The organism is Actinokineospora sp. (assembly GCF_052390155.1).
Classification (GTDB): Bacteria; Actinomycetota; Actinomycetes; order Mycobacteriales; family Pseudonocardiaceae; genus Actinokineospora.
Genome location: NZ_JBQTHF010000051.1, coordinates 14,276 through 27,437, shown reverse-complemented (window position 1 = coordinate 27,437; position 13,162 = coordinate 14,276). Strand labels below are relative to the sequence as shown.

Here is a 13,162-nt window from a genome sequence, read left to right as displayed (position 1 = left end):
ACGGTTGCACGAGACCCCGATGAGACGCACGCCACCCCCGCCGACCGACCTCGCGTGTAGTGATATTGCCTGCTGTGGTGTGATCGGATCGTGACCCCAGTGCGCCGGATCGACCTCCGCTCAGACACCGTGACCCAGCCAGACGAGACCATGCGGGTGGCCATGGCCGCCGCCGAGGTCGGCGACGACGTGCTCGACCACGACCCCACCATGCGCAGACTCGAAGAGCGGGCAGCGGACCTGCTCGGGGTCGACGCGGCACTCTGGGTGCCCAGCGGGACGATGGGCAACCTGATCGCGCTGATGATCCACTTGCAACGCGGGGACCGGTTCCTCGCCGCGCGCTCCTCGCATGTGCTGGAGGCCGAACTGGGCAGCGCCGCCTGGCTCGCGGGCGGCATGCCGCACCCGCTGGAGTGGTCCGGCGGACCCGGCCGGATCGCGCTGGACGACATCCGCGCCCAGGCCGCGGGCACCGCGCCCTACTACGCCCTGCGCACCCGGCTGCTGTGCCTGGAGAACACGCACAACTTTGCGGGCGGCGTCGTCACCCCGCCCGACGAGCACGCCAAGCTCGTGGCCACCGCTCGGGATGCCGGGCTGCGCGTGCACCTCGACGGCGCCCGGCTGTGGAACGCGGCCATCGCGCTGGACGTGCCGCCCGCCGCGCTGACCGTCGGCGTCGACACCGTGCAGGTGTGCCTGAGCAAGGGCCTCGGCGCCCCGGTCGGCTCGCTGATCGCGGGCTCGAAGACGTTCGTCACCGAGGCGCGGCGGGTCCGCAAGATGCTCGGCGGCGGCGTGCGGCAGGGCGGTGTGCTGGCCGCGGCGGGGCTCATCGCGCTCGACCGCATCCCCGACCTCGCCGCCGACCACGCCAACGCAGTCGCGCTGGCCGAGGGACTCGCCGAACTCGGGTGGGAGGTCTCCCGGCCGCAGACCAACATCGTGCTCGCCGCGGTGCCCGACGTGACCGTGGCGCTGTCCACGCTCGAACGCGTCGGCGTGCTCGCCGTGGCCATCCCCGGTGGGGTCCGGTTCGTGACGCACCGGGATGTGTCGGCCGCCGACATCGGCGAGGTCGTGCGCAGGATCAGTGCGGCACCGAGTTCCGCGGCTGTTCGGCCGGTTCGCGCCTGAGGTCGGCCCGCAGTTCGGCCAACTCCGCGCGCATCGCCCGCACCTCGGTGCGGGTGGTCTCCTCGATCGAGTGTTCCGCGCCTGCGATCTTCTCCACGAACCAAGAGGCGATCACACCGGTCACCACACCGAGCAGGGCGATCCCGCCGACCATCAGCGTCGCGGCGACCAGCCTGCCCTCCACAGTGATCGGGTAGCGGTCGCCGTAGCCGACGGTGGAGATCGTGGTCAGCGTCCACCAGAGGGCGTCGCCGAAGGTGGTGATGGTGGCGTCCGGGTCCGACCGCTCGGCGTCGAGCACCGCCAGCGCCGCGCTGAGCCCGACCAGCAGGGTCGTACCGCCGACGTAGACGCCGATGCGGCCGCGCATCCCGCTGCCGATGCGCCGGTTGAGCACCTTGAACACGGTGATCAGCCGCAGCGCGCGGAGCTGGCGCACCATCGGCAGCGCGATGACGATCAGGTCGAACAGGTGCCTGCGGACGAACCGCAGCCGGTCCCTGGCCAGCGCCAAGCGGGCCACGTAGTCCACGACGAACACGGCCCAGACCACCCACAGGCCGACCTCAAGGACGTAGCGGGTGGTCGGGCTCGCACCGGTATCGAGAACCTGCCAGGCGTAGGCGACGAGAAAGACGACGGCGAGCGCGGTCAGGGGAAGGTCGGTGCGCGCCTCCCAGGCGGTCAGCCTGGGTTCGAGCGGGTCGACTTTGCGTTCGCCGGGCGTGGGAATGTCGGACACGCCGCCATCCTCACCCGCGGGCGGGCAGTCTGACCAGTGGCTACCGGATCTGCTTGTGGCCCGCCTTGCCCTTGATCGCGCCATAGGCCACCACACCGAGGGTCGCCACGGCGGCCACGATGAGCAAGGTGCCGACCGCCTTGAAGATGAATCCGATCAGGCTGAACGCCAGCCAGATCACGATCACCGCGCCGATGATCTTCAGAACCATGACCGCCGCCTCCCCGCTGCTTGGTCTCGATGACTGAACGGCCGGCCCGGACCGTTGGTTCCCGTCAGGGCCGCAGCCAGGCACCGAGCCTGCGCATGCCCTCGGCGACGTCCTCGGTCGCGCCCGCGAAGGAGAGCCGGACGAACCGGTTCCCGTGCTCCGGGTCGAAGTCGATGCCCGGCACGATGGCCACCCCGGTCTCGGCGAGCAGCCGCTGGCAGAAGCTCATCGAGTCGTGGGTCAGGTGGGACACGTCGGCGTAGGCGTAGAAGGCGCCGTCAGCCGGGGCGATCCGGTCGATGCCGAGCTCACGCAGCCCGTCGAGCACGAGCGCGCGGTTGGCGGCGTAGCGGACCAGGTGGCCGTCCTGCTCGGCGTAGGTCTCCTCGTCGAACGCGGCCACCCCGGCGAGCTGCGAGATCGCGGGCGGACAGATGGTGAAGTTGCCGGTCAGGCAGTCGACAGCGCGGTGCAGCCGCTGCGGCACGAGCAGCCAGCCCAGCCGCCAGCCGGTCATCCCGAAGTACTTGGAGAACGAGTTCACCACCACGGCCTCGCGCGAGTACTGCCACGCCGAGCTGGTCTCGGCGCCGTAGGAGATGCCGTGGTAGATCTCGTCGCTGACCAGTTGCACCCCGCGCTCGGCGCACCAGCCCGCGATGGCCGCCAACTCGGCCGGGTCGAGCACGGTGCCGGTCGGGTTCGCCGGGCTCGCCAGGATCAGCCCGTCGAGCGGGCCCGCGTCGTCCAACATGGCCACGGTCGGCTGGAAGCACGGCAGCTCGACGACCTCGCAGCCCAGCGCGGTGAGGATGTTGCGGTAGGCCGGGTAGCCAGGGCGGGTCAGCGCGACCCGGTCACCGACGTCGAACGCGGACAGGAAGGCCAGCAGGAACCCGCCTGAGGACCCCGTGGTCACCACGACGTCGTGCGCCGACACGTCGAGGGCGTACCGCCGCCCGTAGTGCCCGGCGATGGCCTCCCGCAGCACGGGAACGCCCAACTGCTCGGTGTAGCCCAGGGGGCTCGTGCCCAACGCCTCCGCCGCCGCGAACCGCACGGCCCGCGGCGCGCCCGTTGACGGCTCGCCCGCGGCAAACGAGATCACGTCGCCGTGCGCCCGCTGCCGGGCGTTGGCCGCGACCAGCACGTCCATCACGTGGAACGGCGGCACTGCCGAGCGGGCGGCGACCTTGAGTAGACGGGCATGCATGACCGCAGCCTATGGCCGATCACACCTCGTCGAGCAGTTCCCACACGCAGGCCGCCAACCGGGCGTTGTCGGCCGGGGTGACCGTGCTCCACATCCGGCCGTCATTGCTGGGGCGGGCCAGGTAGAGGTAGCGGCCCGCAGCGGTGTCGTGGAACGCGACGACCCGGTCGGCGCGCTTGCGGCGCTGGTCACGCTGGGTGCGCTCGACGCCGAGCTGGCCGCGGCTGCCCATCCCGGTGAACATCGCGGCCAGCGCCTGGGCGTCGCGGAGCACGACGCCGCTCTCGCGCAATGTGGTGACCATCGCGTGCGGCTCGCCACCCGACCCGGCGTCTGCCGCGACGAGCACGTCGGTCGGCAGGCTCACCGAGCGGCCCGTGCCCGCCTGCACGTCGCCCGCGATCGACACCGCGGCCTCCGCGATGGCCGTCGCGCGGGCCGGGATGAGCCACACCTCGTCGCCGTCGACAACGGCGAGCATCCCCTCGTCGCCGGACACCACGGCCAGGGCCGCGATCTCGTGGTCGGTCCACACCCAGCTATCGATGCTGAGCCGCGGGTGCGCGAGCAGGCTCAGCCGGTCGGCCAGCTCGGGCACGGCCCGGGTGCCCTCGGCGAGGCCGCGCTCTTCGAGCGTGCCGAACGCCGCGGCCACCAGTTCGGCCCGCTCGGTGTGCGTCCGCCCCGGACTGGCGACGTCGAGCGCGACGTGCCGCCGGGGCAGCCGCTCGGCCGCCCAGAGCACGTCGAACTCCAGCGTCGAGAGCACCACGCTGTTGGACAAGTGGACCCTCAGTCGTCGTCGTCTTTGCCGAGCACCGGCGACACCACGAGCCGGTCGTCGCCGAAAACGTCGTCGGAGTCGATGCCGTACTTGCGCACGTGCTCCTCGTCGTCCTCGCCTGGCGCCCCGGCCCCCGCCGCGGGCTGCATCAGCGACGACGCGGGCCTGCCCGCCTTCGCCCCGAGCCGCTCCGCGTTGCGCGCCGCGCGCGCCTCCTCCTCGGGCACGTTGGCGATCGCGCTGGTCGACCGCGCGGGCCGACCATCTGGACCGTCGCCGGCCACACCAGCGCCGCCCCCGCGGACCACCCGATCCTTCCGCGCCGACGCACCTGCCGCGGCACCCGCGCCACCGGCCCCCGCCATCCCCGCGACCGCGGCGATGTCACCCATGAGCGGGCCGGGAAACCCTGGGCGGAGGCCGCCGGGGAACCCGGGACCACCGCCCGGCAGCCCGCCGAAGTTCGGCCCGACCGGCCCGACGCCCATCGACCGACCCGGGAGCCCGGGGTTGCCGCCGCCCGGGATGCCAGGCAATCCCGCGGAACCGTGGCCGCCACCCTGCCCCGCCGACCCAGGAGCGCCCGGCGCCGCCGCCGACCCGCCCGGGGTGAACGACCCGGGGTCGCTGCCGAAGCCCTGCGCCCCCGTCGTCCCGCGCACCTGCACCGGAGTCGCCACCAGATCCAACCCCGGCGGCACCGGCAGCGACTGGTAGTTGCCGAGCGCGGCCTGACTGCCCTGGCTGTAGCCGTTCATCGCCGCGACCGCCTGTTGGTGGGCCGCGTTGGTCGCCTGCACCTGCTTGGCGTTGTCGGTGGTGTGGCCGAGCGCGCCCGCGAACCGGTCGAACCCGTTGAGCTTGCTCGGCCCGCGCAGCTCGTCGCCCCCGGGGGCACCGTTGCGGGTATGGGAGAACTGGTCGCCCTGCTCACTCACCCCGCCCGCCGAGTGGGCCACGTTCGGCACCGCCTCTTCGGCGTAGATGCCGGAGTTCCTGGTGGCCTCGGTCCCGCCCGCGGACGCCGCGCCTTCCCACTCCACACCGATCTTGGCCAGCTCCTCGCGCAGGGTCCGGTCCGTGTCGGCCAGCCCGTCCGCGATCTGCATGAGCGCACGGACGGCCTTGAACAGGCTCTCCGAGCCCGGCCCCTGCCGCAGCATGTCCAACTCGTCGGCGAGCGCCCCGTGGCTGTAGCCCTCGAAGCGGAGGTCGCCTAGCCCGTTGTCCCCTGCCATGTCAGCCCCTCACCCGAGCGTCTGCAACGTGGTCAATGCCAGGCCCGCGGCCTGCTCGCTCATCTGACAAATCTGATCCTGAGTGAACGCGCCCCGGCTGGTCAACAGCATCGTGACCATCAACTGCTGGCCGTTGGCGACATCCACAGAAGTGGTGCATTCCGAGCTGTTGGGTCCGCCGCCGCCCTTGAGGTAGTACTGCGCCGCAGCGAACCCGCCAACCGTCACAAGCTGGACATCGACGTTGCGCTTCTCGGTCAACCAAGGTCCGATTCCCTCTGTCGTCACCAAGAGTACCGAGTAGGTGTAGAACGGCTCACGCGCCGACACTTCGAGCGCGCACCGCTTCATGCCCCGATAGGTCTCGCCGCCTGTGATGAGTGAGCGAGCCCTGTTGACTGTCAACTGGGTTCGTTGCGCGGCGGTCACCAGGGCGCAAGGCTCGACCGAGTCGAGTTTCAGTTCCTCAGGTCGCGGCGGAATCGTCACGCCAGGCAAGCCGCTGCTGGACGAGGGGGGCGGCGACTCGCTGATGGTCGGCTCGTCCAGGACAGGCGTTGTCGCCATACCGGGTTCGGTACTGGTGCAAGCAGCAGCGCCGATCACCAGCGCGACCGACACCAACAGCAGAACGACCCGACTAGTCAACAGTCTCGCCCCCGAGCGCGACGCCGAGCCGGTCTCCTGCATGTCAGCCCTCACCCGAGCGTCTGCAATGTGGTCAATGCCAGGCCCGCGGCCTGCTCGCTCATCTGACAAATCTGATCCTGAGTGAACGCGCCCCGGCTGGTCAATGCCACCCTGACCTGCAGTTGCTGTCCCTTGGCGACATCCACGGCGGTGATGCACTCGAAACTGGTGGGCCCGCCGCCGCCTTTGAGGTAGTACCTCGCGGCGGCGAACCCGCCGACGGAGGCGAGTTCGGCATCCACGTTGCGCTTCCCGGACAACCAGAGCTCGATGCCCTCGGTGGTCACCAACGTCGCCGAATAGTCGTAGAACGGCTCCTGGGCGGAGACATTCAGCACGCATTCCTTCGCACCGCGATAGATTTTCCGTGCCGTTGGTCCTGGCGCGGGTCCGGTTGACCTTCAACTGTGCCTGTTGAGCAGCGGTGAACAGCGCGCACGGCTCGACGGCATCGAGCTTCAGCTCTACGGGCCGCGCCGGAATCGCCACCGTGGGCGAACTTCCGCTGGACGGGCTCGAACTTGTGGCGAATGGCGACGGCCCAGTGCCGACCGAAGAGGTCGGCACTATCGGCGCGCCTGCTTCGGTGCTGGTGCACGCGGCGGAGCCAGTGATCATCAGGATGACCGCAGCGGACAGGGCGATCCGACTACGCACTCGATCCCCCGAGCGCGGTGGCGATCTCGTCCTCGTTGTACCCGTAGTTCTTGGCGCTGTCGATCAACTGGATCACGAGGTTGCGCAGACTCTGCACATACTCATCCACCCGAAAGCTGTATGAGTCGTCGTCATTGACAAGTCGGTCGTTCCAGGCTTGGGCGACCTTCTCACTCACGACATCGTCGCCCGGACCGACAATCCGCAATTCGTAACGGGCCTCTTCGAGTCGCTCGCTGAGGGCGTCGACCTGGTTTTGGATGATTTTGGCGGCGGCCAGGATGTTGTCGTGGTTGACGACGAAGTGGCCGCCCCCCGCGGACGGGACGTTCTTCATCACGGCATTCGCGGCATCCAGTGCGGCCCCGGCGACCGCTCCGATCGAAGCGCCGATGTTCATGTCACGCACCCCCGTACGCATCGTGACGGTGTCGTCTCGGTTCGCAGGCTACCAACGGCGTGGTGAGGCCCACCTGAGCTTTGACGCAGAAACTCGGCGTTCGGTTCCCGTTATCGCCCGACCGGGATGCCGATCTCGCCGCGGAGGGCGCGCAGGGCGATGTCGGTGCGGTGGTGGGAGCCCGCGAGGTGGACGGCGGCGACCCGGCAGTAGGCGTCCGCGCGGGCGGATTCCAGGTCGTCGCCGATGCCGACCACGGCCAGGACCCGCCCGCCCGCGGACACCACGGCGCCGTCGTCGCGGCGGCGGGTGCCCGCGTGCAGGACGCCCTCGGCCTCGGCGCCCGTGATCAGGTCGCCGGTGCGGGGGCGGCCGGGGTAGCCCTCGGCGGCGATGACGACGGTGACGGCCGAGCCGTCGGCCCAGTCCAGCGGCGGGTGGTCGGCGAGGGTGTCCTGGGCGGCGGCGGCCAGCAGGGCGGACAGCGGGCTGCGCAGCAGTGCCAGCACCGACTGGGTCTCCGGGTCGCCGAAGCGGCAGTTGAACTCGATGACCTCGGGGCCTGCCGCGGTGATCGCGAGGCCCGCGTACAGCAGGCCGGAGAACGGCGACCCGCGGCGGATCAGCTCGTCGACGACCGGTTGGACGATGCGCGCGACGACGTCCGCGACCAGGCCGTCCGGCGCCCACGGGAGCGGCGCGTAGGCGCCCATGCCGCCGGTGTTGGGCCCGGCGTCGTTGTCGCCGACGCGTTTGAAGTCCTGGGCTGGCAGCAGCGGGACGACCGTGCCGACCGCGTCGACCACGCAGAACAGGGATACCTCGGGGCCGTCGAGGAACGACTCCAGCAGCACCGGGTGGCCCCCGTCGAGCAGGGTCATGGCGTGGGCGCGGGCGATGACGAGGTCGGTGGTGACCACGACACCCTTGCCCGCGGCGAGGCCGTCGTCCTTGACGACCCAGGTGGGGCCGAAGCGGCCGAGGGCGGCGTCGAGCCGGGCCGGGTTGTCGACGATCTCGCTGTGCGCGGTCGGCACGCCCGCGGCCGTCATCACATCCTTGGCGAACGCCTTGGAGCCCTCGATCCGGGCGGCCGCGCGGCTCGGGCCGAAGCAGGCGATGCCCGCGGCGCGCACGGCGTCGGCGACACCGAGGACGAGCGGGCCCTCGGGGCCGACGACCACCAGGTCGGCCTGCCAGCGGCGGGCCAGTTCGGTGACCGCGGCCGGATCGGCGCCGTCGACGCCGTAGGTCTCCGAGAGCGCGGCGGTGCCCGCGTTGCCGGGGGCGCACGCCAGCGCGGTCACCTCGTGGTCCTTCGACAACGCGAGGACGAGGGCATGTTCGCGGGCGCCAGACCCGACTACCAGGACACGCACGAGTGCCGAGCCTAGTGGTTGCGACCGGTGGTCACGAATCCTTGGTCGTGACCACTCGTGTCTGCCGAATGGTGGTGGTCAGCCTCCCAGTGCCTGCTTGGCGCCGGGGTGCAGCGGGACGGGGTCGGTGTCGGCGGCGGTGGCCGGGTCGATGCCCTTGGCCGCCGGGTGGACGGTGACCAGGTCGGCCTTCTTGTCCAGGATCAGCTTGGTGAGCGCGCACGCGTTGCCTGCCGGGAAGTCCGCGCGGACCAGCAGGACGTTGGGCACGACGATCGTCGGGACGTCGGCGGGCAGGTTATAGGTGGCCGCCGGGATGGTGCCGGTGGCGTAGACCGGGTTCACCTTCCGCAGTTCGCCGAGCAACGGGGTGATGTCGATGAACTCGACCTGGCCCTTGAGCGAGGTGAACAGGTCGGTCAACTCGGGCGTGGGCAGGCCGCCGGACCAGACCAGGCCGTCGATCTGGCCCGCCTTCATGCCGTCGACCGTGGGCCGCAGGGCGAGCCGCTGGGCCTGGACGTCGCTGTCCGGGTTCAGGCCCGCGGCCTTGATCAGCCGGTTGGCGATGACCTCGGTGCCCGATTTGGGCGAGCCGGTGGAGATCTTCTTGCCGCGCATGTCGGCGACGGACTTGATGCCGCTGCCGGTGCGGACGACGACCTGGGTGGAGTTCGGGTAGATCCGGGCGAGGGCGCGGATCTGCGCCGGCTTGCCCTCGAAGCTGCCCTTGCCGCCGACGGCGTCGGCCGCGGAGTCGGCGAGGGAGAACGCGACGTCGTAGTCGCCCGCGACGAGTTGCTGGATGTTCTGCACCGACGCGCCGGTTTCCGCCGCGGTGGCCTTGAGTTTGGTGTTGTTGCTGATGAGCTGGGCGAGGCCGCCGCCGAGGGCGTAGTAGACGCCGCCGGTGTTGCCGGTGGCGATGGTGATACGGCCCTCGGTGGCCTCGCAGGCGACCGGCCCGTCGGTGGCGCCGCCGCTGCCGGTGTCGGTGCGCTTGCCGCCGCAGCCCGCGGCGACCAGGGCTACCGCCAGCGCGGTGAGCACAACTCGGTTACGCATGGACGTTCTCCTCGATGGGGGTGGATTTGCTGCGGGTGACCAGGTGCACGACAACCGCGAGCGCCAGGAAGCCGATGCCGATGCCGACCGACAGCGGCTCCAGGTAGAGCAGCAAGAGCGCGGCGGGCACGCACAGCGCGCGCTCGGGCCAGCGGGCCGGGCCGAACAGCCAGCCCCCGGTGACCACCGCGAGCGCGGCGACACCCGCGGCCGACGCCGCGGTCACCCAGAGCACGACGCCGAGCGGGCGCTGCAACAGCAGCGCCGCGCCGTTGTGGGTGAGCACGAAGGCGATCGGCACCAGGAACGCGGGCAGCGTGTACTTCCAGGTCTGCCACATGGTCCCGATGACCGAGCCGCCGGTGATCGCGGCCGCGGCGACGGCGGCGAGCGCGGTCGGCGGTGTGACCTCGGAGAGCACCGCGTAGTAGAAGATGAACATCGCGGTCTCCTCGGGCGCCACCCCCAGGTTGATCAGCGCCGGACCGAGCACGACCCACGAGATGATGAACGACGCGGTCACCGGCACGGCCAGGCCCAGCACGCTCACCGCGACGGCGGCGAACACCACGGTCAGCGCGAGCACGATCGCCGGGTCGGAGGCCAGCGCCCGCGCCGCGTCGACGAGCGCGGCGGCGAGTTCGAGGCCGAGACCGGTCTTGGTGATGGTCGAGGTGATGATCCCGGCGGCCGCGCACACGGCGATCACCGGCAGCGCGCCGCGGATGCCCTCGGCGAGGGCGTCGGCCAGGTCGCGCACCCAGGTGCGCAGCACCGCGCCGGTGACGCCGCCCGACTGGAGCGCGCGGGCGGTGAGCGCGAACAGCGCCGCGACCCCGGTGGCGTAGACGACGGCGGTGAACGGCGGGATGTCCAGCGCCAGGAATACGACGATGATCGCGAGCGACGCGAAGTGGTAGCCGCCGCGCTTGAGCAGCGGCCAGACGCCCGGGGTGGGCACGTGCACCGGCTTGGCGCCGAACCGGCGGGCGTCGGCCTCGACGGCGAACACGATGCCCAGGTAGTAGAGCAGCGTCGGCACGATCGCCCAGACCAGCACGGTCAGGTACGAGGTCTGCAGGTACTCGGCGATGATGAACGCCGCCGCGCCCAGCGTGGGCGGCGAGAGGATCGCACCGATGCCGGACGCGGCAAGCAGGCCGCCCGCGTTCTCCTTGGGGTAGCCCGCCTTGCGCAGCACGGGCCAGGTGATCGAGCCGAGGGTGACCGTGGTCGCGGTGCCCGAGCCGGACACGGTGCCGAGCAGGAAGCCCGACATGGCCGCGGTGCGCCCGGCGGCGGTGCGCGAGCGGCGGAACAGCGCGAAGCTGAAGTCGACGAAGAACGTGCCCGCGCCGGACGCGTTGAGCACGGCGCCGTAGATGGTGAACAGCACGATGTAGGTCGCGGCGACGTCGAGCGGCACGCCGTAGAACCCGCTCTGTTCGTTGTAGAGCGCGTTGAGGATCTGGGTGAAGTCGATGCCCGCGTGCGCGAGGTCCCAGTTCTGCGGGAGGAAACCGCCGTAGTAGGCGAACGCGAGAAAGGCCAGGCAGACGATCGGCAGCATCAGGCCGGTGGTGCGGCGGGTGGCCTCCAGGACCAGCACGAGCAGCAGGGCGCCCGCGATGACGTCCGGTGTGGACAGTGTCGGCCGGTCGAGGAAGGCGTCGTAGCCGCCCGCGAAACCGTTGCCGCCGAAGGGAAGTACCGGGTAGAGGCCGACCAGCAGCGCGGCGCCTGCCAGTACCCAGTCGAGCACGCCGGGGTTGTCCGGGTCGCGTCGCTTGACTGTCGGGCGGTAGGTGAGGAAGACCAGCGGCAGGGTGAGCCCGAGGAAGATCACCAGGTAGTACTGGTTGCCGGTGGCGAAGGGCCAGAAGACCTGCTTGAGCACCAGCAGCGCGATGCCGACCGCCGCGGCCCAGACCAGCAGTTCCCAGCGGCCGGTCAGCCTGCGGGCGGGGCGCTCCTCGTCGTGCGCGCCGACGACGTCCGCCGGATCGACGCGCTGAACCGGCTCGGCGGGCGGGTCGACGGTGCGGGCCAACCATCCTCCTCGGTGGTGCGTGGATACCCGACCGCACGCTACCGGTGGTAGGCATCACACAGAAGGGGCAACGCTGTGACCGACGTTCACCAGTGCGTAGGGCGCCCTTCGCCCTCCGGTGGTCCTGGCGACGCGGTGCGCGACCAGGGTTGCCCGGTCACCACACCAAGGAGGTCACCCATGCTCCGAACCCGGCTGGCGGGCGTTGCCGTGTGCGCGCTCGCCCTGCTCGGCGTCGCCACGCTGAGCACCGCGAGCGCGACCCCGGACAGCGACCAGGACCGCCGCGGCCGCTCGGCCGGGCCGCTCGTGCTCGGCCACCGCGGCGCGTCGGGCTACCGGCCCGAGCACACCCTCGCCTCGTACGAGCTGGCCGCGCGGCTCGGCGCCGACTACGTGGAACCCGACCTGGTGTCCACTAAGGACGGTGTGCTGGTCGCCCGGCACGAGCCGGAGATCGGCACCACCACCGACGTGGCGGCCCACCCGGAGTTCGCCACCCGCAGGGTGACCAAGAACCTGGACGGCGTCCAGGTCACCGGCTGGTGGACCGAGGACTTCACGCTGGCCGAGCTCAAGACGCTGCGCGCCGTCGAGCGGATTCCCGCGCTGCGCCAGCAGAACACCGTCTACGACGGCCGCTACCAGGTGCCGACGCTGCAGGAGATCATCGACCTGAGCAAGCGGCTCTCGCGCGAGCTGGACCGGGAGATCGGCATCTACCCGGAGACCAAGCACCCGACGTACTTCCGCGCGCTCGGCCTGGAACTGGAGCCCAAGCTGGTCGACGCGCTCAACCGCAACGGCCTGAACCGGCGCAACGCCAAGGTGTTCGTGCAGTCCTTCGAGGTGGGCAATCTGAAGTCACTGAGCCGCACACTGCGCGTGCCGCTGATCCAGCTCACCTCGGCCACCGGCGCCCCCTACGACTTCGTCGCGGCGGGCGACCCGCGTACGTACGCCGACCTGCTGACCCCGGCGGGCCTGCGCGAGGTGGCGACCTACGCCCATGGCGTCGGCCCGGCCAAGGACCAGGTCATCCCGCGCGACGCGGCGGGCAACCTCGCCGCGCCGACCGCGCTGGTGGGCAACGCCCACGCCGCCGGGCTGAAGGTGCACCCGTACACCTTCCGGGTGGAGAACAACTTCCTGCCCGCGAACCTGCGCTCGTCGGCCGTGCCGTCGGACTACGGCAACCTCTTCGGCGAACTGTCCGCGTTCTGGGCGGCGGGCGTCGACGGTGTGTTCACCGACAACCCGGACATCGCTGTCGCCTCGCGCGCGGAGACCTTCCCGCGGCGCTAGACGATCCGCGAGTCCACATAGCACCAGCGCCACCGCTCACCGGGTTCGTACGAGCGCATGACCGGATGTCCGGTCGCCTCGTGGTGGGCGGTGGCGTGCTTTCTGGGGCTGGAGTCGCAGCAGGCAACGTGCCCGCAGGTGAGGCACTGGCGCAGGTGGACCCAGTGCTGCTCGCCCGCGGCGCGGCAGTCGGGGCAGTGGTCCTCGGCGTCCGGGGCGACCTCGCCGGGCAGTGCGTTCGCGTGTTCGCAGGTCATCGCCGTCTCCTTCGCGTGCCTGGTGAGCCCG

The 13,162-nt window shown here is 71.1% G+C and carries 14 protein-coding genes; 2 read left to right on the top strand and 12 right to left on the bottom strand.

The features are described 5' to 3' along the window. The first annotated feature begins 90 nt into the window (after positions 1-90). On the top strand, positions 91-1,140 hold the full coding sequence (locus ACT4N7_RS17510) for a threonine aldolase family protein (RefSeq protein WP_444829818.1): 1,050 nt from the start codon (positions 91-93) through the stop codon (positions 1,138-1,140). Here the strand turns inward: ACT4N7_RS17510 and ACT4N7_RS17505 are convergent. The 11 genes from ACT4N7_RS17505 to ACT4N7_RS17455 form a co-directional block, all read right to left on the bottom strand. Further along, entirely contained in the window at positions 1,094-1,882 is a 789-nt protein-coding gene (locus ACT4N7_RS17505) for a potassium channel family protein (protein WP_444829817.1), read from the bottom strand. The genes ACT4N7_RS17510 and ACT4N7_RS17505 overlap by 47 nt on opposite strands. Positions 1,883-1,922: 40 nt before the next feature. After that, positions 1,923-2,093: a hypothetical protein gene (locus ACT4N7_RS17500; protein ID WP_444829816.1), complete on the bottom strand. Its 171-nt coding sequence runs from the start codon at positions 2,091-2,093 to the stop codon at positions 1,923-1,925. A 64-nt stretch (positions 2,094-2,157) separates the two neighbouring features. Continuing rightward, positions 2,158-3,306, bottom strand: a complete 1,149-nt coding sequence (locus ACT4N7_RS17495) for a pyridoxal phosphate-dependent aminotransferase (RefSeq protein WP_444829815.1) — start codon at positions 3,304-3,306, stop codon at positions 2,158-2,160. Positions 3,307-3,325: 19 nt separating this feature from the next. Beyond that, entirely contained in the window at positions 3,326-4,090 is a 765-nt protein-coding gene (locus tag ACT4N7_RS17490) for an ESX secretion-associated protein EspG (RefSeq protein WP_444829814.1), read from the bottom strand. An 8-nt stretch (positions 4,091-4,098) separates the two neighbouring features. Beyond that, positions 4,099-5,328, bottom strand: coding sequence for a hypothetical protein (locus ACT4N7_RS17485; protein ID WP_444829813.1), 1,230 nt, complete (start codon positions 5,326-5,328; stop codon positions 4,099-4,101). 9 nt (positions 5,329-5,337) lie between these two features. Beyond that, positions 5,338-6,018, bottom strand: coding sequence for a DUF3558 domain-containing protein (locus ACT4N7_RS17480; protein WP_444829812.1), 681 nt, complete (start codon positions 6,016-6,018; stop codon positions 5,338-5,340). An 8-nt stretch (positions 6,019-6,026) separates the two neighbouring features. Next, a complete protein-coding gene (locus tag ACT4N7_RS17475; protein ID WP_444829911.1) occupies positions 6,027-6,380 on the bottom strand; it encodes a DUF3558 family protein in 354 nt (117 codons plus the stop codon). 287 nt (positions 6,381-6,667) lie between these two features. Continuing rightward, positions 6,668-7,075, bottom strand: coding sequence for a hypothetical protein (locus ACT4N7_RS17470; RefSeq protein ID WP_444829811.1), 408 nt, complete (start codon positions 7,073-7,075; stop codon positions 6,668-6,670). A gap of 110 nt (positions 7,076-7,185) precedes the next feature. Beyond that, positions 7,186-8,454, bottom strand: coding sequence for a phosphoribosylamine--glycine ligase (purD, locus tag ACT4N7_RS17465; RefSeq protein ID WP_444829810.1), 1,269 nt, complete (start codon positions 8,452-8,454; stop codon positions 7,186-7,188). Positions 8,455-8,532: 78 nt separating this feature from the next. Further along, positions 8,533-9,519, bottom strand: a complete 987-nt coding sequence (locus ACT4N7_RS17460; protein ID WP_444829809.1) for a TAXI family TRAP transporter solute-binding subunit — start codon at positions 9,517-9,519, stop codon at positions 8,533-8,535. Beyond that, complete coding sequence (locus ACT4N7_RS17455) at positions 9,512-11,569, bottom strand: TRAP transporter permease (protein WP_444829808.1); 2,058 nt, start codon at positions 11,567-11,569, stop codon at positions 9,512-9,514. Before ACT4N7_RS17455 ends, ACT4N7_RS17460 begins: the two co-directional genes overlap by 8 nt. A gap of 180 nt (positions 11,570-11,749) precedes the next feature. Here ACT4N7_RS17455 and ACT4N7_RS17450 point away from each other — a divergent pair, with 180 nt between their 5' ends. Further along, complete coding sequence (locus ACT4N7_RS17450) at positions 11,750-12,874, top strand: glycerophosphodiester phosphodiesterase (RefSeq protein ID WP_444829807.1); 1,125 nt, start codon at positions 11,750-11,752, stop codon at positions 12,872-12,874. Here ACT4N7_RS17450 and ACT4N7_RS17445 read toward each other — a convergent pair. Beyond that, positions 12,871-13,131 (bottom strand): UBP-type zinc finger domain-containing protein, encoded by a 261-nt coding sequence (locus ACT4N7_RS17445; RefSeq protein ID WP_444829806.1) that lies wholly within the window; start codon positions 13,129-13,131, stop codon positions 12,871-12,873. The two genes, ACT4N7_RS17450 and ACT4N7_RS17445, sit on opposite strands and share 4 nt — an antisense overlap. Between the last annotated feature and the right edge of the window lie 31 nt (positions 13,132-13,162).

Bases quoted from the DNA above. Each gene is read 5' to 3' on its own strand.
- ACT4N7_RS17495 (WP_444829815.1), bottom strand. From the start codon at position 3,306: ATGCATGCCCGTCTACTCAAGGTCGCCGCCCGCTCGGCAGTGCCGCCG.
- ACT4N7_RS17485 (WP_444829813.1), bottom strand. From the start codon at position 5,328: ATGGCAGGGGACAACGGGCTAGGCGACCTCCGCTTCGAGGGCTACAGC.
- ACT4N7_RS17470 (WP_444829811.1), bottom strand. From the start codon at position 7,075: ATGAACATCGGCGCTTCGATCGGAGCGGTCGCCGGGGCCGCACTGGAT.
- ACT4N7_RS17445 (WP_444829806.1), bottom strand. From the start codon at position 13,131: ATGACCTGCGAACACGCGAACGCACTGCCCGGCGAGGTCGCCCCGGAC.
- ACT4N7_RS17500 (WP_444829816.1), bottom strand. From the start codon at position 2,093: ATGGTTCTGAAGATCATCGGCGCGGTGATCGTGATCTGGCTGGCGTTC.
- ACT4N7_RS17460 (WP_444829809.1), bottom strand. From the start codon at position 9,519: ATGCGTAACCGAGTTGTGCTCACCGCGCTGGCGGTAGCCCTGGTCGCC.
- ACT4N7_RS17480 (WP_444829812.1), bottom strand. From the start codon at position 6,018: ATGCAGGAGACCGGCTCGGCGTCGCGCTCGGGGGCGAGACTGTTGACT.
- ACT4N7_RS17450 (WP_444829807.1), top strand. From the start codon at position 11,750: ATGCTCCGAACCCGGCTGGCGGGCGTTGCCGTGTGCGCGCTCGCCCTG.